Origin of the sequence: Nonomuraea sp. NPDC048882 (assembly GCF_040649755.1) — a bacterium.
GTDB lineage: Bacteria > Actinomycetota > Actinomycetes > Streptosporangiales > Streptosporangiaceae > Nonomuraea > Nonomuraea maheshkhaliensis.
In genome coordinates this window covers 238,173-256,265 of record NZ_JBEZGB010000001.1, presented here as the reverse complement: position 1 = coordinate 256,265, position 18,093 = coordinate 238,173, and the positions used below count along the sequence as shown (strand labels likewise).

General features: G+C 73.3%; 13 protein-coding genes. 2 read left to right on the top strand and 11 right to left on the bottom strand.

The features are described 5' to 3' along the window. Window positions 1–5: 5 nt before the first annotated feature. A complete protein-coding gene (locus AB0C27_RS01090; protein ID WP_357835862.1) occupies window positions 6–866 on the bottom strand; it encodes an SDR family NAD(P)-dependent oxidoreductase in 861 nt (286 codons plus the stop codon). Window positions 867–938: 72 nt separating this feature from the next. Here AB0C27_RS01090 and AB0C27_RS01085 point away from each other — a divergent pair, with 72 nt between their 5' ends. Then, window positions 939–1,868, top strand: a complete 930-nt coding sequence (locus AB0C27_RS01085; protein ID WP_357835859.1) for a LysR family transcriptional regulator — start codon at window positions 939–941, stop codon at window positions 1,866–1,868. A gap of 94 nt (window positions 1,869–1,962) precedes the next feature. Here AB0C27_RS01085 and AB0C27_RS01080 read toward each other — a convergent pair whose 3' ends face one another. From AB0C27_RS01080 to AB0C27_RS01055, 6 genes are all read right to left on the bottom strand, one after another. After that, window positions 1,963–2,559 (bottom strand): ATP/GTP-binding protein, encoded by a 597-nt coding sequence (locus AB0C27_RS01080; RefSeq protein ID WP_357835856.1) that lies wholly within the window; start codon window positions 2,557–2,559, stop codon window positions 1,963–1,965. Beyond that, window positions 2,540–2,890, bottom strand: coding sequence for a DUF742 domain-containing protein (locus AB0C27_RS01075; protein ID WP_346115520.1), 351 nt, complete (start codon window positions 2,888–2,890; stop codon window positions 2,540–2,542). The genes AB0C27_RS01080 and AB0C27_RS01075 overlap by 20 nt, the downstream gene beginning before the upstream one ends. Continuing rightward, window positions 2,887–3,312 carry a roadblock/LC7 domain-containing protein gene (locus tag AB0C27_RS01070; protein WP_106245737.1) on the bottom strand — a complete coding sequence of 142 codons (426 nt, stop codon included), beginning with the start codon at window positions 3,310–3,312 and terminating at the stop codon, window positions 2,887–2,889. The genes AB0C27_RS01075 and AB0C27_RS01070 overlap by 4 nt, the downstream gene beginning before the upstream one ends. After that, complete coding sequence (locus AB0C27_RS01065; RefSeq protein WP_357835853.1) at window positions 3,305–5,971, bottom strand: nitrate- and nitrite sensing domain-containing protein; 2,667 nt, start codon at window positions 5,969–5,971, stop codon at window positions 3,305–3,307. The genes AB0C27_RS01070 and AB0C27_RS01065 overlap by 8 nt, the downstream gene beginning before the upstream one ends. Window positions 5,972–6,304: 333 nt before the next feature. Then, a complete protein-coding gene (locus AB0C27_RS01060) occupies window positions 6,305–7,930 on the bottom strand; it encodes a hypothetical protein (RefSeq protein WP_357835850.1) in 1,626 nt (541 codons plus the stop codon). Next, window positions 7,927–8,931: a hypothetical protein gene (locus AB0C27_RS01055; RefSeq protein ID WP_357835847.1), complete on the bottom strand. Its 1,005-nt coding sequence runs from the start codon at window positions 8,929–8,931 to the stop codon at window positions 7,927–7,929. Before AB0C27_RS01055 ends, AB0C27_RS01060 begins: the two co-directional genes overlap by 4 nt. A 119-nt stretch (window positions 8,932–9,050) precedes the next feature. Between AB0C27_RS01055 and AB0C27_RS01050 the strand changes: the two genes are divergently transcribed. Continuing rightward, complete coding sequence (locus AB0C27_RS01050) at window positions 9,051–9,812, top strand: RNA-guided endonuclease TnpB family protein (RefSeq protein ID WP_357835844.1); 762 nt, start codon at window positions 9,051–9,053, stop codon at window positions 9,810–9,812. Between the two features lie 21 nt (window positions 9,813–9,833). On the opposite strand, the gene AB0C27_RS01045 is transcribed toward AB0C27_RS01050, so the two are convergent. Genes AB0C27_RS01045 through AB0C27_RS01030 form a run of 4 tightly spaced genes read right to left on the bottom strand, consistent with a single transcriptional unit; the run spans window position 9,834 to window position 18,042 of the window. Then, a complete protein-coding gene (locus tag AB0C27_RS01045; RefSeq protein WP_357835842.1) occupies window positions 9,834–10,853 on the bottom strand; it encodes a hypothetical protein in 1,020 nt (339 codons plus the stop codon). Continuing rightward, window positions 10,837–12,672 carry a hypothetical protein gene (locus tag AB0C27_RS01040; protein WP_357835839.1) on the bottom strand — a complete coding sequence of 612 codons (1,836 nt, stop codon included), beginning with the start codon at window positions 12,670–12,672 and terminating at the stop codon, window positions 10,837–10,839. The genes AB0C27_RS01045 and AB0C27_RS01040 overlap by 17 nt, the downstream gene beginning before the upstream one ends. Before the next feature lie 2 nt (window positions 12,673–12,674). Continuing rightward, window positions 12,675–15,770, bottom strand: a complete 3,096-nt coding sequence (locus AB0C27_RS01035; RefSeq protein WP_357835836.1) for a tubulin-like doman-containing protein — start codon at window positions 15,768–15,770, stop codon at window positions 12,675–12,677. A 25-nt stretch (window positions 15,771–15,795) separates the two neighbouring features. Next, window positions 15,796–18,042: a vWA domain-containing protein gene (locus AB0C27_RS01030; RefSeq protein WP_357835833.1), complete on the bottom strand. Its 2,247-nt coding sequence runs from the start codon at window positions 18,040–18,042 to the stop codon at window positions 15,796–15,798. Window positions 18,043–18,093 lie beyond the last annotated feature (51 nt).

The following is an 18,093-nucleotide window of genomic DNA, read 5'->3' as shown; positions in this document are numbered from 1 at the left end:
GCGGCTCACGGGCTCCATGGCAGGACCTTGCCGTAGCGGACGAGCTGCCCGTAATGGGCCGGATCGACCGGGTCCAGGGCCAGGTCGAGCAGGGGCCCGGCGGCCCGGGCGGGGGAGGCGGCGGCGGAGACGTCCCACCACAGGCCCGAGGTCGGCGTGTTGATCATGCCGGGGCAGACGGCGGCCACCAGGATGCCCCGCCGGGCGTCCTCGGCTCGACGCAGGCCGGCGAAAGCCCGTACGGCGGCCACCTGGGCGATCTTGGCGGGGATGTTGACGAAGGCGGGCCACGCGCCGGCCCGGGCACTCCCGTCCTTGACGGCGTCGCGCCAGGCCGCCACCTGCTTGTCCACCTCCTCCAGCGACGTCAGTCCGTCGAAGTGGCGGTGCAGCACAGGCGCCAGGTGGTGCAGCGTGCCCAGGGAGCTGGCCACCACGATCAGCCGCCCGCCGTCCCGCACCAGGGGGCCGAAGGCGCGCAGCAGCCGGGTGGTGCCGAAGTTGCTCACCTCGGTGTACTCGTCCATCAGGGTGCGCGGGTCGTCGCCCGGGCCGATGCGCATGACGGCGTTGCCGAACACGACGTCCACGCCGCCGTGCCGTTCTCTGAGCCGGTCGGCCAGCCGCGCGGCCGTCTCCTGCCCGGTGACGTCGAACAGCTCGCCGCGCACGCGAGCCCCCGTACCGACCTCCCTGGACAGGCGCTCGGCGGCCGCGGCGACCCGGCCGGCGTCGCGGCCGGTCAGGTAGACGGTGTCGGCCGGGGTCAGGCGGCGGGCCAGCCCTTCGACCAGGGCCAGGCCGAGGCCCTGCGTCGCGCCGGTGACCAGGGCGACCCTGGGGGGTTTCGTTGTGGTTCGCGTCATGGTGGACAAGCTAAGGACACAGGAGGGCATGCGTCCAACGAGAGTTCATCACCTGTGGTATGCGTAATCGTCATGGCCCTCACCGATGCCTCGCTCACCGCCCTGCGGGTGTTCCGCGAGGTGGCCGAGCGCGGCACGCTCACCGCGGCGGCCTCCGCCCTCGGCTACACGCAGTCCGCCGTCTCTCGCCAGATCTCCTCGCTCGAACGCGCCGCGGGCGCGCCCCTCCTCGAACGCCGCCACGACGGCGTCCGGCTGACCCCGGCGGGCCGGGTCGTGCTGCGCCACGCGGCCGTGGTCGTCGACCAGGTCGACGCGGGCGCACGCGAGCTGGCCGGCCTGCCCGGCGATCTCGGCACGGTCCGCCTCGGCTGGTTCGCCAGCGCGGGCGCCGTCCTGGTGCCACGCGCGCTCGCCGCCCTGCGCGAGAGCCATCCCGGGATCACCGTCACCACACGGGAGGGCGGCTCGCCCGCGCTCGTCCGCGCCCTGCGCGCCGGCGCGCTCGATCTGGCGCTGCTCGGCTCCGCGCCGCCGTTCCGGCCGCCGGACGCCGAGACGCCCGCGCTGGAGGTGTGTACCCTCACCGAGCGTGCCCTGCGGGTGGCCGTTCCTGACACCCATCCCCTCGCCCGCGGCGACTACATCGACGCCGCCGACCTGCACGGGCAGCGCTGGATCGCCGGTCCAGGCAGCGCGGCCACCGGAGGGGCGGGCGACAGCACCGGCATGGGCGCGTGGCCGGGCCTCGACGAGCGCCCGGAGATCGCCCATTCCGCCCGCGACTGGCTGGCCAAGCTCAGCCTCGTGGCGGCCGGCTGCGGGCTGACCACGGTGCCCGCCATGCTCGCCGCCGTCGTGCCGCCCGGCGTCCGGGTCCTGCCCGTACGCGGGGGGCCGAGGGAGCAGCGCCGCCTCCTGCTGGCCAGGCTGCCGGGCCCGCTGCCCGAACCCGTCGCCCGGCTCGCCCAGGCACTGCGCGCCGCCGCACTCAGCCGCTGACCCTGGATCGGGCAGTCGCCCCGTTCAGCCGGTGCCCCCCCGCTCACACAGGTGCCCGCTCAGCCGGTGACCCCGGCTCGCGCGGGAACCGCGCTCAGCCGACCCCGGCGCCGAGGCCCTTCACCGCGTACGTGACCAGCGTCGTCAGCACGTCCCTGACCGACGCGCGCTGCCGTACGTCGCACAGCACGATCGGGATGACCTCGTTCAGCCCCAGCGCCCGCCGTACCTTGCCAGGATCGTACCGGCGGGCGCCGTCGAAGCAGTTCACCGCCACCACGAACGGGATCCCGCGCTGCTCGAAATAGTCCACCGCGGGGAAGCAGTCCTGCAGCCGCCGGGTGTCGGCGAGCACGACCGCGCCGAGCGCCCCCAGCGCCAGTTCGTCCCACATGAACCAGAACCGGTCCTGCCCGGGCGTCCCGAACAGGTAGAGCCACAGCCCTTCCCTGATGGTGATGCGGCCGAAGTCCAAAGCCACCGTCGTGGTGGTCTTCGACTCCACGCCCGAGGTGTCGTCCACGCCGATGCCCCGGTCGCTCAGCAGTTCCTCCGTGTGCAGCGGCCGGATCTCGCTGATCGTGCCGACCAGGGTCGTCTTGCCGACACCGAAGCCGCCCGCGATGAGGATCTTGATGGCCAAGGCCGAGGCGACCGCGGTCGTCCCCGGCTCAGAGGCTGCGTAGTCCATGCAGCACTTCCCTGTAGATGCGTTCATCGATCGTCTGGGCGGCGGGGCGCGGCCGGTCGATGGTGACCAGCCCCTCGCCCCGCAGGTCGCCCAGGATCACCCGGGTGATGTTCAGCGGCAGCCTGAGGTGCGCCGCGACATCCGCGACAGGTGTCGGCCTGCGGCACAGGGCCAGCACGGCGCGATGCTCGGGGATCAGGTCCGTGGGATCGCCGGCGTCGGCGGCCGTCGTGACGATGGCCACCAGGTCGAACGCCTCCCCCTGCGGCCGCGCCCGGCCGCCGGTCAGCCCGAAGAGCCGGATCAGCGGCCCGGGATCCTCCCCGGTCATGGTCTCACGCCGTTCCAGGCCGGTGCCGGTGCCGCTCCCCTCGGGTGCGCGGAAAGGTGCTCGCCTACCCGCTTGACCATCAGGGCCATCTCGTACGTGACCATGCCCAGCTCGGCGTCGGCCGTGGCGATCACGGCGAGCCGGGCGCCCTGACCGGCGGCGGTGACGAACAGGAAGCCCTCGTCCATCTCGATGATCGTCTGCCGTACGCCGCCCATGCCGAAGTGCCGCCCCGCTCCCATGGCGAGGCTGTGGCTGCCGGCGGAGATGGCGGACAAGTGCTCGGCGTCCTCTCTGGTCAGCGCGCGGGAACTGCCCATGGACAGCCCGTCGGCGGACAGCACGATGGCGTGCCGGACACCGGGGACGCGCTGGATGAGGTCGTCGAGCAGCCAGCTCAGTTCACTTCTGGGGTCAGGCATGGGGTTGGTCGTCCTTTCCGTTCTGCATGTCTCGCTCCTGCTTGGCCTGGCGGCGCCCTTGCTGCCAGCCCCGTTGCATGGACGACATGAGCTGTGCGAGCTCCTCAGGCGAGCGTCCGGCCCGTGCCCCGCGTTCGGGGCGGGCGTCGACGCGCAACTGGGGAGCGAGGCTTGCCTGCGGGATCCGCATCGGCAGGCCGTCGAGATCTTCATCCGCCTCCTGGGCGGGAACGGTGACGCTCCAGCCGGTGGGCGGGCCGGCGGTCCTGGAGGGGCCGTCGCCGCCTCCAGGTCCGCCTTGAGGAGGCACGGTCGCATTGCCCGGCACCCGGCCGTGAACGGGCCTGCGCGGCTGCTCGGTGGCGTTTCCGGGAGCCGGGCCGCGCGCGGGAACGGAGCCGTTCCCGAACTCCCCGGCCCCGGCCATTCCAGTCGGGCCGGTGGCCCGCGCCGGGTCCGCGCCGCCAGGGGCGGCGGGGCCGGGGTCGGCCGGGCGGGGCCGGTCGGAGGTCGCCGGCGGGTCGGTGCGCATCGGGTCGCTGGCCCTGAGCGGGTCGGCGGCGCGCAGGGCGTCGGCGACGCTGATCGGGCCGGTCGTGAGCACCGGGCCGGACTCCGCCGGATGCGGCGGGTTCACCGGAGCCGCCTCGAACCAGGTCGCGCGGTCCGGCTCCGGCGCGATCGTCACCCCGCGCCCCCGCCCGTCCGACGGCGCCATGCTCAGCGCCCGCACCGGCCGGCCGGTGCCGGGAGCGGCGGCGATGGCCGGCGGCTCGGCGCCGGCGAGCAGGGTGGCGGGCAGCAGCACGATCGCGGTGGTCCCGTCGTACGGCGACCGCCGCAGCACGATCTTGATCCCGTGCCGGGCCGCGAGCCGGGACACCACGAACAGCCCGAGCCGGTCGGTGTCGGCCAGGTCGAACTCGGGCACGTCGGCCAGCCGCGCGTTCAGCTCGCTGAGCACGGCGTCGTTCAGGCCCAGGCCCCGGTCCTCGACCTCCAGGGCGAGCCCGTTGGCCGCCGTCACACCGCGCACGTGCACGGTCGTGTTGGGCGGGGAGAAGACGGTCGCGTTCTCGACCAGCTCGGCGATCAGGTGGATGACGTCGGTGACCGCGGCGCCGAGCAGCAGCGGCGCGTTCGGCATGGGGGTGACCGTGACGCGGGTGTAGTCCTCGACCTCCAGCACCGCCGCGCGCACCACGTCGAACACCGGCACGGGGTCGCGCCAGCGGCGGGCGGGGGAGGAGTCGGACATGATGATCAGGTTCTCCGCGTGCCGCCGCATGCGGGTGGTCAGGTGGTCGAGCTTGAACAGGTCCTCCAGCACCTGGGGCTCGTCCACCCGCCGCTCCATGGTGTCCAGGAGCGCGAGCTGGCGGTGCAGCAGCGCCTGGTTGCGCCGGGCGAGGTTGAGGAAGACCTGGCCGACGCCCTTGCGCAGGGCGGCCTGGCCCACGGCCGCCTCGACCGCGGTGCGGCGTACGGCGGAGAAGGCGTGCACCACCCGGTCGACCTCGGCGGTCTCGGCCGGTGGCAGGCCCGGCGCCTCGGTGGCCGGGTCCACGTCCTCGCCCCGGCGCAGCCGCTCGACCAGCCGCGGCAGCCGCTGCTCGGCCAGCTCGACCGCGGAGCCCTGCAGTCGCATGAGCTCGTCGATCAGCGAACGCCCGAACCGGTACGACAGTGTCAGCGACGCGACGACCACGGCCAGCCCGATCAGCAGGACCACGCCGATCCGCCAGTACGCCCCGGTCTTCTGCGCCTCGGCCTCGGCCGCGACCCTGGCCAGCTCGGTCTGGGTGTCCCGGTTGATCCCGCCGATGATCGCCTCGGTGTCCCTGCGCCACGCGGCCGGGTCGACCGGCGGAGCGCCGTCGGTGTCCCAGCTGAACAGGATGTCCTCGACGGCGACCAGCCGCTTGTACGGCTCGCTGGCCACCAGCCGGTCGTAGTCGGCGCGCAGCTCGGGCCCCGCGTCACGCTCGGCGTTGGCGAAGACGAGCCGGCGGGCGGTCGTCGCGGCCACGAACGCGCCTCGGTCGGCGGGGGTCATGTTGCGGTGCACGATCGTGGTGGTGAGCACGGCGTGCTCGCGGCCGAGGTATTCGGCCGTGGCGGAGAAGGCGGCCATGCCGCGCACCCCGCGGAAGGACGACACGTCGCTCAGCGCGTCGCGGTCGGTGAACTGGCGGTTGGCGGTGGCGATCAGGTTGTCGTACGCCTGGATGATCGTCAGCGGCGGCGCCAGCACGCCTCCGTCGGCCGAGGCCCGCAGCGCCTGCAGTCCGTCGAGCGCCTGCACCATGCTCTGGACCTGGGCCGGGGTCTCGCTGTCGTCACCGTCCACGTCCACGGTGGCGATGATCTCACGCAACCGCGTCACCTGGGTGTCGGTGATCCGCCGCTGGTCGGCCAGCGGCCGGAAGTCCGCGGTGCCGTCCGGCGCCTCCGCCGAGAGCTGGCGCTCCTTCTGCAGCTCGACGATCAGTTGCAGCACCGGCTCACCGATGGCCTCCCACCGGTTCTGGTTCTGCGACACCGTGATGATCTCTTCGACGCTGGAGTAGGCGATGAACCCCCAGAGGGCCACCATGGAGACCAGCGGAAGCAGGAGGATCCTGAGCAGCTTCGTACGGATCGGCGGGGGCGAGCTCATCCTTGTGTCCAATTCTCGACGTGTGACGCGCGTCGCTGGGCGGTCGTGGACCTTGGTTCCGCCCCCCGAGGTTGCCCGCCACGACCGAGTGCGCCTGTGGTTGCTCCACTATGCCTACGGGGCAGATGTACTTCAAGGTAGAGATGCGAAGATTCATCGCGAATGGTGGGTTGACTCTTTGTCAACATACGGTTCGTGACCGTAACTGCCCATCTCTCACCGACAGTGACGGTATTTGAAGATTCACTCGTGGGTTCTCGGCCCCGTGACCGCCCCCCGCCACGCGGGAATACGGGGAATACGCGGGATTACGGGGGAGTCCGGGGACTCGCGTCAGCGGAACAGGATAACGATCTGGAGAACGAGCACGAGCGCCAGCGCCACCGCGACCATGAGCCACCGGGGTTCGAGCCAGTCGGACCCACCGCGGCCCTTCTTCTGCGGGGCGTCCGGGGTCAGCAGGTCGCGCAGGATCGGGTTGATGTGGTTGTCGGGCAGCAGGCGCTCCAGATCGGGGATCAGGTCGGGGATCCGGTTGCGCACCTCCGAGGGCTGGCGGGTGGCCGTCCAGACGCGGACGTCGGTGAGGATCTCCATGGCCTCCTTGACGGTCCTCGCCTCGGCCAGGTCGGCCTGGAAGAGCTCGAAGACGTCCCGCCCGGCCGGCCCCCGCGCCCCCTGCGCCCGCTTCTCCTGCTGCCGGGCCTCCGTCTGGGCCTCCGTCTGGGCCTCCGTCTGGGCCTCCGTCTGGGCCTCCGTCTGGGCCTCCGTCTGGGCCTCCGTCTGGGCCTCCGGCGGGCTCGTCGCCGGGACCTTCCTGGGCTCGGCGTCGCCGGACCGGGCGGCTCGCGCCGGCTGGGACCGGGCGGCCGCGGGCCGGGACGCCGGCTGCGACGGTGACGAAGCCGGGGCCGATGCCGGGGGAGACGAAGCGGCCGAACCGGCCGAAGGCGGCGAAGAGGGCGCGCCGGAGGCCGGTGTCCGCGTCGCCGGGTACGGGCTCTCACGCGCCGGCGGCCGGGGCGCCCACGTGTCCGCCGACGCGCCCCCACCTGCGGGCGTCGCCGGGTCGGCGCGGCGCGTGGGTGTCGCGGGTTCGGACCGGTCGGTGGTCGCCGGGTCGTAGGTGACGGTCTCCAGCAGCCGGATGCGCTCCTCCACCGGCGTCGCGTCCGTGATCCCCGCCCTCCTGATCACCGCCACCAGCTGCTTGCGCGCGTACGCCGCCACCGCCATCGCCGCGATGTCCCCGTACCGGTCGGCCTGGTCCGGCGCCCGCAGATCGACCCGCGCCCGGCGTGAGGCCCGCGACGACGGCCCCGGCCAGCCCTGGAGGAAGACGACCTCGGCCCCCTGCTGCAGATCGTCGCTCTCGTACGTGGAGAACGTCTCGGGATAGTGCCCCAGCAGCAGGTCCAGGATGTCCACCAGCCCCCACAGCTGCACGACGGCGTCCCCGCCCGACGCCACCGACAGGGCGGTCCTGCCCCGGGAGCGCAGCGCCTCGGAGACGATCGGCGCGAGCGCCGCCGCCCCGGCCCGCGCCTGCCGGTCGAGCGCCGCCCCCGCCTCGGAGTACGGCTCGATCATCCGGGCCAGGTCGAGCGGCACGTCGTCGGCGGGCAGCAGCGAGGCCCAGCCGGGAGCCAGCGCGAGCGCCTGGCGCACGTTCGGCATCGGCGAGGGCAGCGAGGCCGAGCCGCCGAGGTACGCCTGCACCTGGATGGTCCGCCTGCTGTCCGACCCGCCGGTCCGCGTCCGGGCGAGCACCACCACCCGGCCGTCCACCACGAGCCGGCAGACGCTGACGCCGGGCGCGGGCCCTGGGTCGAGCCAGGGCCCGAGCTGGTGGTACCAGCCCGCGGTCTCCGGCAGGGAGGAGCGGACGGGACCGAGACCCGTGCGCTTGTTGTCCCATTCGAACTGGATCCAGTCGATGCTCGAATAACGCCCCATCATGTCCCCACCTCGGGATAGCCGCGCAGGACGCCGGTCATGGCGAACAGCGAGATCAGGGGCGAAAGGACGCGCCGCGGGCGCACGCCCCTGGGGAAGCGCCCGTCGGCCGCGGTGCCTCCCGTGGCCGAGACGAAGTGCAGGGTGCACTTGCGGCACTTGTCGTACGGGCTGAGCCACGCCTGCGCGCCCCGCCGGTGCAGGAAGGCGTAGACGTCCCTGCTCTCCTTCAGGACGTCGGCCGGGTCGAGCCGGTCGGGGTCGGCGTACAGCCAGGTGTCGACCGGGTCCTGGAAGCGTACGGCGTCGCTCTTGGTGACCGCGATGACGGCCGGGACGTCGAGCCGCCCGCCCGACTTGGGCAGCCGGTCCAGCACGGCGCGGAAGGAGTCGTCGCCCAGCCTGGCCGACCTGGTGGCGGCGTCGATCACGAAGAGCAGCCCGCCGACGGCGGGCACGAACCTGGTCGCCTCGTGCGTGGCGCTGCGCAACTGCTCGCCGGCGATGTCGAAGAAGGCCACCGCCGTGGTGTGCGTGCCGTCGTTGACCAGCAGCGCGTCAACGGGTTCCGCGGTGGACCTGTGGGCGGTGCGCGACAGGGCCTCCCGCTCGACGACCAGCGGGTTGACGTAGGAGTCGACGTACTGGGCGTGCCGCTCGATGTCCACGGCGTCCGTGGTCAGCCCGTACGGACGCAGCCCGCCCTGCTCGATGGCCCCGATCATCGAGGCCAGCAGGTGCGTCTTACCCGTCTCAGGCCCGCCGACCAGGCCGATCACCAGCGGCCTGCCGTGCCGGACGTAGGTGTAGGGCAGGTGGTGTTCGAGGCCCGGGTCGGCGACGGGGGCCGGGCAGCGCACGTGGGCGGCCCGCAGCAGGTCCTCGCGGCGGGCCCCGGTCACGTTCTCCAGGGAGAGCGGCTGGTAGCGGCCCGCGGGGGTGCGCTCGTAGAGCTCGTCCTCGCTCCAGTCGAACTCGTGCAGGCAGATCGGGCAGAGGATCACCGGTTCACCATGTACCAGCAGGGTGAAAGCTCCGTTCCTTCAGGGCGGGGAGGAAACGCGTAACGGTGGGGCACTTCTGTCTCCCGGTTCTGTCGGTGTTGATCGGTAGATTGATCGGCGTGTCTCGCTATCGGCTTCAGCCCACGCCTGCGCAGGAGCGGGTGCTGCTGGAGCATTGCGGGCATGCCCGTTTCGTGTGGAATCTGGCGGTGGAGCAGCACGCGCGCTGGAAGCCGGGCTGTAAGGGCGCGCCGGGTTTCGCCGAGCAGTGCCGTCAGTTGACGGAGGCTCGGGCGGAGTTCGCGTGGTTGCGGGCGGGTTCGCGCAGGCTGGCCAGGGCACAGCGCGGATCCAGCCGCAGGGCCAAGGTCAAGGCGGCCGTCGCCCGGCTGAAGGCCCGCGAAACCGACCGCCGCAAGGGCTGGGTGGAGAAGACCTCCACCCATCTGGCCCGCCGCTTCGATGTGATCGCCGTCGAGGACCTGAAGATCGTCGGTATGACCCGTTCGGCCAAGGGGACGCTCGATGCGCCGGGCCGCAACGTGCGCCAGAAGGCCGGGCTCAACCGGGGTGTCCTGGCCGCCGGCTGGGGACGGCTGGTCGAGCGGCTGGAACACAAAGCTCCCGGCCGTGTCCGCACGATCGACCCGTGTTTCACCTCGCAGACCTGCAACGCCTGCGGGCATCGCGCGGCGGAGTCGAGACAGAGCCAATCTCGATTCCGCTGCCTCGCCTGCGGGCATCAGGACAACGCCGACGTCAACGCGGCCCAGAACATCAGGGATACGGCGGCAGGGCATGCCGTCGCCGCGCGGGGAGGCTCGCCGCTGGGCGGGCCGGTGAACCGCGAACCTCAACACGACCTCCTCCTCGTGGGGTAGTTGTCGTTGGAATCCCCGCCTTCAGGCGGAGGAGGATGCCAACAGCCACAGGACGAGGAGCAGGACGAGCAGCACGGCCAGCGGCAGCCAGCGGGTCAGCCAGGTGCGCCGCGGCTCGTCGCCGGTCGGCGCCGGCTGGACGCGCGTGCGGTCGTCGAAGGCCGGGGCGGCCGAGGCGGCGGTGGCGTCAGAGGGATCGCGCCGCGCCTCGCGGGCCCGGTCGAAGGCGACCCGGCCCTCCTCCAGCGCCAGATCCTGCTCCACGGGAATGGACTGCATCGGGTCGGGCGCCCGCAGCCGGGCCAGCACCTCGCCGGCCGTGGGAGGGGCGCCGGAGAAGACGTCGTGGACGGCCTGCAGCGCCGGGGTGGCGGCGAGGTCGGGCCGGTCGGCCACGTCGCGGCCGGTGATCGTCCGGTAGAGCACCATGCCCGCGCTCCAGAGGTCGTCGGAGGTGGAGGCCACGCCCACCCCCTCGCGCTGCGCCGGGGAGGCGTAGGGGGCCTCGCCCAGGCGCAGCCGCCGGGTGCCGGCCAGGGTGGCGTGGCTGAGGTCGGTGAGCTGCACGGTGGTCCCGTCCCAGCGCACGGTGGACGGGTCGATGCGCCGGTGCACGATGCCGCAGGCCGACAGGATGCGCACGGCGCGGAAGAGGCTGACCTGCAGCCCCCGCTGCTCGGCGATCAGCAGCGCGCCGTAGTACCGGGTGACCGGCTCGCCCCTGCGGTCCGACAGGAGCACGAACGGCTCCTCCGCGTCGAGGCTGTAGCCGAGCAGCCGGGGCAGCTCGGGCGGGTAGTCCCCGCGCAGCCGGGTGAGCAGCCTGGCGCCCATGCGGGCCTCGTTCTCCAGCAGGTCGTAGAGGTATTCGCGGTCACGGCCCTCGGCGCGCGGGACCCGCCGCTGCACGAGGCGGGTGCCCTGGACGACGAGGGTGAGCCGGCGTTCGAACGGGTCGTGCCACGGCTCCGCCTCCACCTCCCAGGTCACCGGATCGCCCTCAGGGGTGTTGAAGCTCAGCGGCTCAGGTTCCATCCCCACTCCAGTTCTCCTCCACCGTCCCCGGCCGCAGCGGCACCAGCCGCAGGGTGCCGGCGTACTGGCCGGACCTGGTCCACACGACGCCGGGCGGGTTGCCCTGGCCCCTGACCGCCCTGGGCGCGAACCGCACCGCGGACGCCTGCCGCAGCAGCACCGCGAGGTCGCGGTCGCCGCACAGCTGCAACATCTGGCCGCCCGGCTGCGCCCGCAGCGCCCGCACCACCTGCTGGGACTGCCGCCACACCGCGTCCACGAGCTCCTGGCGGCCCGCGTCGCCGGTGCCGAAGTCGGGCCGCTCCTGCACGCCCCGGTGGACCAGGTGGTAGCGGTACTGCCGGAGCGTCTCGTCGATCCGGCGATCCAGCCCGGCCTGGACGTCGCGGTAGCCGCCGTGTTCGAGTGCGGTCCAGCCGGGCTCCAGCCAGCCCGTCACCGCGTCCAGCAGGTCACCGGTGATCACCTCGCGCAGCTGGCCGCCCCGGTCGCGCAGGCGCACGGTGACCTCCTCGTCCAGCGCCGGGCTGGCGGCGGCCTGGCCGGCCTCGGCCCGGCTCCAGTCCATCAGCGTCCCCGCCACCTGCCCGCAGGCGTCGTTCAGCGCCGCCGCCAGGGTGCGGGCGGCGTCGGAGGTGTGCGTACGGGCCTGGCCGAGCATCCACTCGCTGGCCGCCACCCGTTCCAGGCGTGAACGCAGCTCGTCCAGCGCCGTACGGGCCGGGCCGAGCGACAGCTGCTCGCGCCACCACGCCCGCGAATGCCGCCAGAAGACGAACCGGTCGAGCAGCGTGGCGGGGAAGTCGGCGGGCGCGTGGAGCGCGTTGAGCAGCTCGTCGGGGCAGATCCGCCACAGGTCGGCGACGAAGGCGGCGCTGCCGATCGGCGCGCTGTGGTCGGCCAGCAGGCGCAGCCGGGACACCAGCCGCGTCAGGCTCCTGCGCTCGGCCAGCGCCGACTCCACGTCCGCGCGCAGCTCGGCGACGATCTCGGTGGCGCCCATGCCGGCCGGGGTGGCGAACTTGACGCCGTGCGCGGCCAGCGTCTCCTTCGCGCCCTCGTCGGAGTGGTCGACGTCGGCGAACAGCCGCGCGACCGTGTCGCGGAACTCGGCCAGCGCCTTGCCCGCCGCGATCACCTCGCCGACGATGGCCGCCCGCGCGGGGGCGGGGCTGAAGTAGCTCAGCTCCTCCAGCGCTCTGGCCGCCCGGTCGATCTGCTCGGCCGCGCGGCGGTGCATCCGGTCGAGCGGGCCGTCGGGGACGAGCGGGTCGAGCAGGTCGGCGGGCAGGTCGACGGTGCCGCTGAGCACCGGCAGCGCGGTGGCCAGCGGCGAGCTGAAGGTGGCCGTGTCCTGCTGGGCGGGCCCGCGGAAGCGCTCGGAGACCTCGCGGAACGCCTGGGAGAGCACCTCGGGGTCGATCCGCCCGGCCACGATGCGCCATCCCGGGGAGGCGGTGCCGTACGGGATGTCGCCCAGCCCCGAGACCACCTCGTCGAACACCTCGGGCTGGCTGAGCAGGTCGATGAGGATGGCCTCGGAGCTGACCTCGGGCCCGAGCGCCGCCTCGCCGGTGTCGGCGTCCCAGAGGATGCCGCGCGGGTCGCCCACCCACAGCACCCGCCGGCGCTCGCCGTCCAGCGCCGGCGGCAGCCGCAGCTGCGGCCCCACCGCCACGACGAGCACCGACCGGACCAGGCGCGAGCTGAACACGTCCTGGAGCACCCGCTGACCGGCGGCCAGCCGCTCGGTGTCGGCGACCACCAGGACCCGGGCGCCGAGCCGGTCCGGCTCACCCTTGCGCAGGTCGAGCACGACGACCATGCTCACTCCTCGACGAGCGCGTCCAGGTCGCGCAGGTTGTAGGCGACGGCCTCGGCGACCCGTTCGAACGGCAGGTCCAGCGCGGACGGCAGGGTGTGCGCCCAGAAGGCGATCAGCTGGTCGGCCCGGTTGCGGGCGCCCGAGGGCAGCTTGGGCGCCATGATCTCCAGCAGGCCGAGCTGGTCCGCGGCCATGCGGGTGACCTCGTGGTAGAGCGGATGGGGCAGGCTGAGCGTGCCGGCCAGGCCGTTCGGCGTGGCGTCCATGAGCTGCGCGCTGATCAGGCTGCGGAACTCCTCGTCGCCGCTGAGCACCCACTGCTCGTACGCGCGCAACATGCTCGGCCACGACGACGCCTTGCCGTACCCGGTGAGCGGCAGCGTCATCGAGCCGCCCTCGATGTCGATCCTGATCCGCGCCGGCGAGCTCGTCTCGCCCTCGACCACGCTGACCTGCCCGTTCCACAGCAGGCAGAGCAGCCGGTGCAGGATGCGCACGCGGTGCTCCTCGGTGGTGGCCAGGTAGCCGAAGTCGTAGCCGAGCCGCTGGCGCCACTTCAGGTAGTCCTGCGGGCGCTCGTCGTGCAGCGCCTCGGCCCAGCTGTGCAGCACCTCGCGCAGCTCGCGCACCTGGGTGACGCTCATCGAGGTGCGCAGCTGCACGACGGTGACCGAGTCGGCGTCGATGTTGCGGTAGTCGGGCGTGCCCGGCAGGTCGATCCGGTCGCGCAGGAACCGCTCCAGGTTGAGGTCCTTGGCCGGCGCCGGGTAGGAGACCAGCACCTTCAGCTCGCCCGTGCCGTCGGGGGTGAAGCCGCCCGGCACCAGGTCGGCCAGCTTGAGCTGGAACTGCCGCACCTGCGGGTCGTCGCCGCCGCCCGTGGCGGCCTGGGCCAGGATGTCGGCCAGCGAGGGCAGCAGCGGCTGCTCGCCCAGCGCGGACGCCTCGTCGCGATCCTTGAACAGCTTCTTGACCTCCAGCTTGAGCCGCTCGCGCACCCAGTTGAGCGCGTCGGCCGGCGTGCCCGTACGCCAGGCCAGGTCGTAGGCGTGCCGCCAGCCCTCGGGGCCGATCAGCGCGTTGACCACGCCGGCCTCCGTGTCGGTCGGGCGCAGCATCTGCCGGGCGACGAAGACGTCCACGAAGCGGCGTACGACCGCGTCGTAGAACGCCTCCGCCCCGGCGGGCGGCAGCAGGTGGTAGACGCCCACGCGCGTCTCGTACAGCTCGCCCGCCCGGCGGGCGAACCGCTCGGGGTCGTTCTCGGCGTGCTCCACGAACACCTGGGTGAACTCGCGCACCTCGCGCAGGAGCTGCTTGCGCCGCGGCTCCCAGCGGGGCATCTGGTCGGCCCAGGCCCGGTGCCAGAGCGCTTGGCTGCTCCACAGGTACCAGGCGTCCTGAGCGGCGAGCCAGGCCTGCACCACGGGGTCGGACCACTGCACCTTGCGCAGCAGCCGGTCGCGCATCGGCCCGGGCTGCGGGGGAGCCTCGCTCATGCCCTCGAACGGCTTGCGCGGCTGCGCCCTGCGGTGGTCGAGCAGCCCGGCGAAGCCCAGCCGGTCGGCCTCGTGCACGTCGCCGGGCAGGCCGACCACCACACGCCGCAGCCGGAACGGGTCGACGTGGCCGAGCCCCTCCATCGCGCCCCTGCGCACGTCCATCTCCTGGGCCATGAGCGGCACGCTGCGGCTGAGCGCCCGTTCGAGGGAGACGAGGTTGTCCTGCATCTCCCGCATCCGGTTGGCCAGCGACTTCTGGATGTCGGCCGCGCCCGTGGCCGGGCGGGCCTCGGGCGGCGGCAGCGGCGCGCGGGTGTGCAGCGGCTCCAGGTTGGTGGTGGTGAACATGCGGCGGATCTCGTCCACGTTGGTCTCGGCCGCGCCCGGCGGCACGGCGTCGAGCTGTGTCACCGCGCGGGCCAGCAGCCGGGAGCTGACCAGGTCGGCCAGTTCCTCCACGGGCACGGTCATGGAGGAGACGAAGGCCGTCGAGACGCCCCGGTTGCCGATGCCGGAGGCCGCGGGCACATCGCGCTCAACGGCTCGGTTGATGAAGTCGTCGGCGAAGGACGACTCTCCCCGGTCCTCCATGCCGCCGGCGGCATCGGCCGCGGTGCTCGGCCGGGTGCCGGCCAGCGAGACGACCAGCGAGGCGATCGAGCGGTGCAGGTCGTCGCGCTGGACGCCGGGTGGCATCGTGAACAGGAACGCGGTCTGCACCGTGCCGGTCGCCAGCCGCACGTCACCCCTGGTGGGGTAGCGCACGCCCAGCTCGCCGACGATGCCCTGCTCGTCCACCTGCGTGCCCGCGTGCGGCGCGTTCTGGTCGTCCACCAGCCGGAACAGGTCCAGCAGGCTCGAACCGGCGTTGAGCCTGGCCCGGCGCCCGCCGCCCTTGCCCTCGGTGAACGCCGACGGCATGACGACCAGCGGGTGGATGCGCGCCCTGATGCCGCTGCGGGCGAAGGCGTCGCCGATGAGGTGCAGGTAGTCGTAGAAGATGCCGCTGCCGGTGCCGCCCGCGACCGAGTAGGCCACGAACACGTCGCAGCGCCGCCGCAGCCGGCCGCCGAGCGCGGCCAGCTCGCCGCCGGAGTTGCTGATCGCGCCGATGGCGTCCTCGACGCCCTGGATGACCGGCCCGACGCCGTGCCGCATCCGCTCGAACAGGGCCGCCCTGGCCACCGTGGGCAGCTGGCCCGCGCCCCGCATCAGCGGCGCCACCAGCGGCTCCTGCTCGCGCGGCGGCAGCCAGTCCTTCACGTGGTCGCCCAGCGTGGCCCGCAGGCTGCGGGCCACCTCCGGGTAGGAGTCGAACTTCGGCACCACGTCGTGGATCAGATGGGCGGTGCGGGCCGCCGCGGGGAACTCCTTCTCGGTCGGCACCACCCGCCGCCGGGTGCGGTTCAGCTCGTCCTCGTTGAGGTCGACGTAGACGAACTGCAGGCAGGAGGGCAGCTCGTACGGCTGGTAGTTCTGCCAGCTGAAGTTCCTGATCAGGTCCATGCCGTCAGGGCCGCACAGCTCGTCGCGCAGCCAGCGTTCCAACTCCACCCCGACCCGGCAGCCGGTGCCGCCGAGTCCAACGAACATCATCGGATCGAAGATCCTCATGCGCCCCTCACAACAGGTCGTCGCCTGGCATCGGTCTGCGGGTACTGGTCTGCTTCTGCTGCTGCTCGGCCGGGCCGTACGCGGGCTGCTCGGCGCCCTGGGCCCGGCGGTCGTCAACGCCCAGGTAGAAGACCTTTTCGCCGGGCAGGGCGATCGGCCGGCCGGGGAAGAGCGGGTCGAGCCGCCGCCCCGACGGGTCGGTCACCAGCACCGACCTGCCCTCGCCCCGCCGCACGGTGTAGCCGGTGCCGTACGTGCGCACGAGCCGCCCGCCGGTGACGTCGAAGCCGAACTCGGGGCCCTCGCCGAGCGGCGCCTGCAGCCGGCTGATGTACGGCTCGCCCGGCCGCTCGAACAGGTGCAGCGTCAGCTCGCTCGGGTCGGCCGCGCGCTGCCGCCTGCGCCGCCTGACCATCAGGAACGCCAGCCCGGCGGCCACCACGACGAGGAGGATGAGCAGCGCCTGGAGCGCCCGCAGCCACATCGGTGTGGGCCGCTGGACCTCGACCTGCACGAAGTCCTCGGCGACCACCTGCCCGGCCGCGTCCACCACCTGCACCTGGCCGCCGACCTGCCCCTCGGCCGCGCCGGAGCCGACCCGGAGGGTGAACGCGTGCTCGGACGTGCCCGCGGGCGCCTGGAGTTCCTGGGCCGACAGGGTCACGGTGCCGGGAGCGTCGAGCAGCCGCAGGCCGAGCCGGGCGGGCTCGCCGTCGTTGGTGACGCCGACCGTGCCGGAGACCTCCCCGCCCGGCTCGACGGTGGCCGCTTCGAGCCGCACCTGGCCGCGCAGCCGGTCGGCCGGACCGGCGATCCTGGTCTCGTACGGACGCTCGTCGCCCGCCACGCCCGGCCCGGTCACCTTGCCCAGGAAGGACAGCGTGCCGGTGGCCGTGCCGGGGACGGCGACCTGACCGGAGAACTCGCCGTCGTCCTTGGCCCGGTCGGCGCCCCCGCCCGTGTCGCCGAGCTCGATCGGCGTCTCCTGGAAGCCCTCGCCGGTGAGCCTGGCGGAGAAGCGCAGGCCCTCAAGCGCCCCCGGGTCGGAGATCGTGCCCGTCCTGGTCTGCAGGCGCAGCCGCACCGTCACCTGCTCGCCTGGACGGGGCCGCGGGTTGCTCAGGGAGATCGAGGCCCGCAGCGCGCCCTGCCACACGACGGTCGCGCTGACGTCCTGGCGGTCGACGCCCGGCGGCGACTTGAGCTGGATGCGCCACTGGCCCGGCACCGGGTTGCGGATGCGCAGCGACTCCACCGGGCCGGCCTCGCCCGCGGCCTGGAACGTCGACTCGTTCTGCTCGCCCTGCTTGGGCACCTGGGTGCCCTGGGGGTCGAAGTAGGTGACCTGCACCCGCCGGTCGCGCTTGACCACCACGATCGAGCCGTCGGTCGCGATGATCGGGATGGTGACGTGGAGGTCGACGGTGGCGCCCGAGTCGAGCGAGTCGGTCACCGAGTCGCCGATGCCCGCGCACCTGGCGTAGGCGAACGCCTCCAGCAGCGAACGCTCGACGTCCTTCGAGTCGGCGACCACCCGGGCGCGCGGCGTGGCCGACTCCTGGCCGCCGCACGGCTCCCGCCAGCCGCCCGCGGCGAAGGCGTCGAGGCTGGACTTGTCGGCCGAGCCGAAGCCGAGCGGCCAGATCTGCACCTTCGCCCGCTCGGCGTCCTTGAGGCCGCTGTCGATCTGCTTCTGGGCGTTGCGGTTGCGGGATTCGGCGTCGGCGCCGTATTGAGGGCTGCGGGCGACGTCGAGCACGCCGTCGGTCAGCAGGAACACGATCTTCGAGCGCTGCTGGTCGTCGGGCTCGTTCATGATGCTCAGCGCCTGGTCGAGGGCGGCGGCGTGGTCGGTGTCGTTGCCGTCTGAGCCCTCCCTGCGGCGTAACCGCTCCACGCACCGGCTCAGCGACTCGCGGTCCTGGGCCGTCTGCACCCCGGTCAGCGGGCACACGATGTCGACGGCGGACTGCCCTGGGCCGTTGGAGCTGCCGAAGCCCACCACGGACACCTGCGAGCGCGGCGACAGCTCGCTGAGCGCGATGAGCTGGGCGGCGGCGCGCTCACGCGCGACGTCGGCGCCCGACAGGCTGCCCGACTCGTCGACCAGGATCACGACGCGGACGGGCTTGACGTCGTCGGCCGGCGGCGCGGCCTGCGCCGCAGGGACCGGCGCCGCGGCGGCGGTGACGACGGCGACGGTCAGGGACGCGGTCAGCGTGAAGAGGGATCTGAGGGATGGAGTGACGCGCACATTTCCTCACAGGTTCCGTTTCCTTATCCGCTGAACGGAGAGCGGCGCCGA

What these genes read in the sequence shown, in the direction of transcription:
- AB0C27_RS01090 (WP_357835862.1), bottom strand. Translation starts at nt 866, where the DNA reads ATGACGCGAACCACAACGAAACCCCCCAGGGTCGCCCTGGTCACCGGC.
- AB0C27_RS01085 (WP_357835859.1), top strand. Translation starts at nt 939, where the DNA reads ATGGCCCTCACCGATGCCTCGCTCACCGCCCTGCGGGTGTTCCGCGAG.
- AB0C27_RS01080 (WP_357835856.1), bottom strand. Translation starts at nt 2,559, where the DNA reads ATGGACTACGCAGCCTCTGAGCCGGGGACGACCGCGGTCGCCTCGGCC.
- AB0C27_RS01075 (WP_346115520.1), bottom strand. Translation starts at nt 2,890, where the DNA reads ATGACCGGGGAGGATCCCGGGCCGCTGATCCGGCTCTTCGGGCTGACC.
- AB0C27_RS01070 (WP_106245737.1), bottom strand. Translation starts at nt 3,312, where the DNA reads ATGCCTGACCCCAGAAGTGAACTGAGCTGGCTGCTCGACGACCTCATC.
- AB0C27_RS01065 (WP_357835853.1), bottom strand. Translation starts at nt 5,971, where the DNA reads ATGAGCTCGCCCCCGCCGATCCGTACGAAGCTGCTCAGGATCCTCCTG.
- AB0C27_RS01060 (WP_357835850.1), bottom strand. Translation starts at nt 7,930, where the DNA reads ATGATGGGGCGTTATTCGAGCATCGACTGGATCCAGTTCGAATGGGAC.
- AB0C27_RS01040 (WP_357835839.1), bottom strand. Translation starts at nt 12,672, where the DNA reads ATGGTCGTCGTGCTCGACCTGCGCAAGGGTGAGCCGGACCGGCTCGGC.
- AB0C27_RS01035 (WP_357835836.1), bottom strand. Translation starts at nt 15,770, where the DNA reads ATGATGTTCGTTGGACTCGGCGGCACCGGCTGCCGGGTCGGGGTGGAG.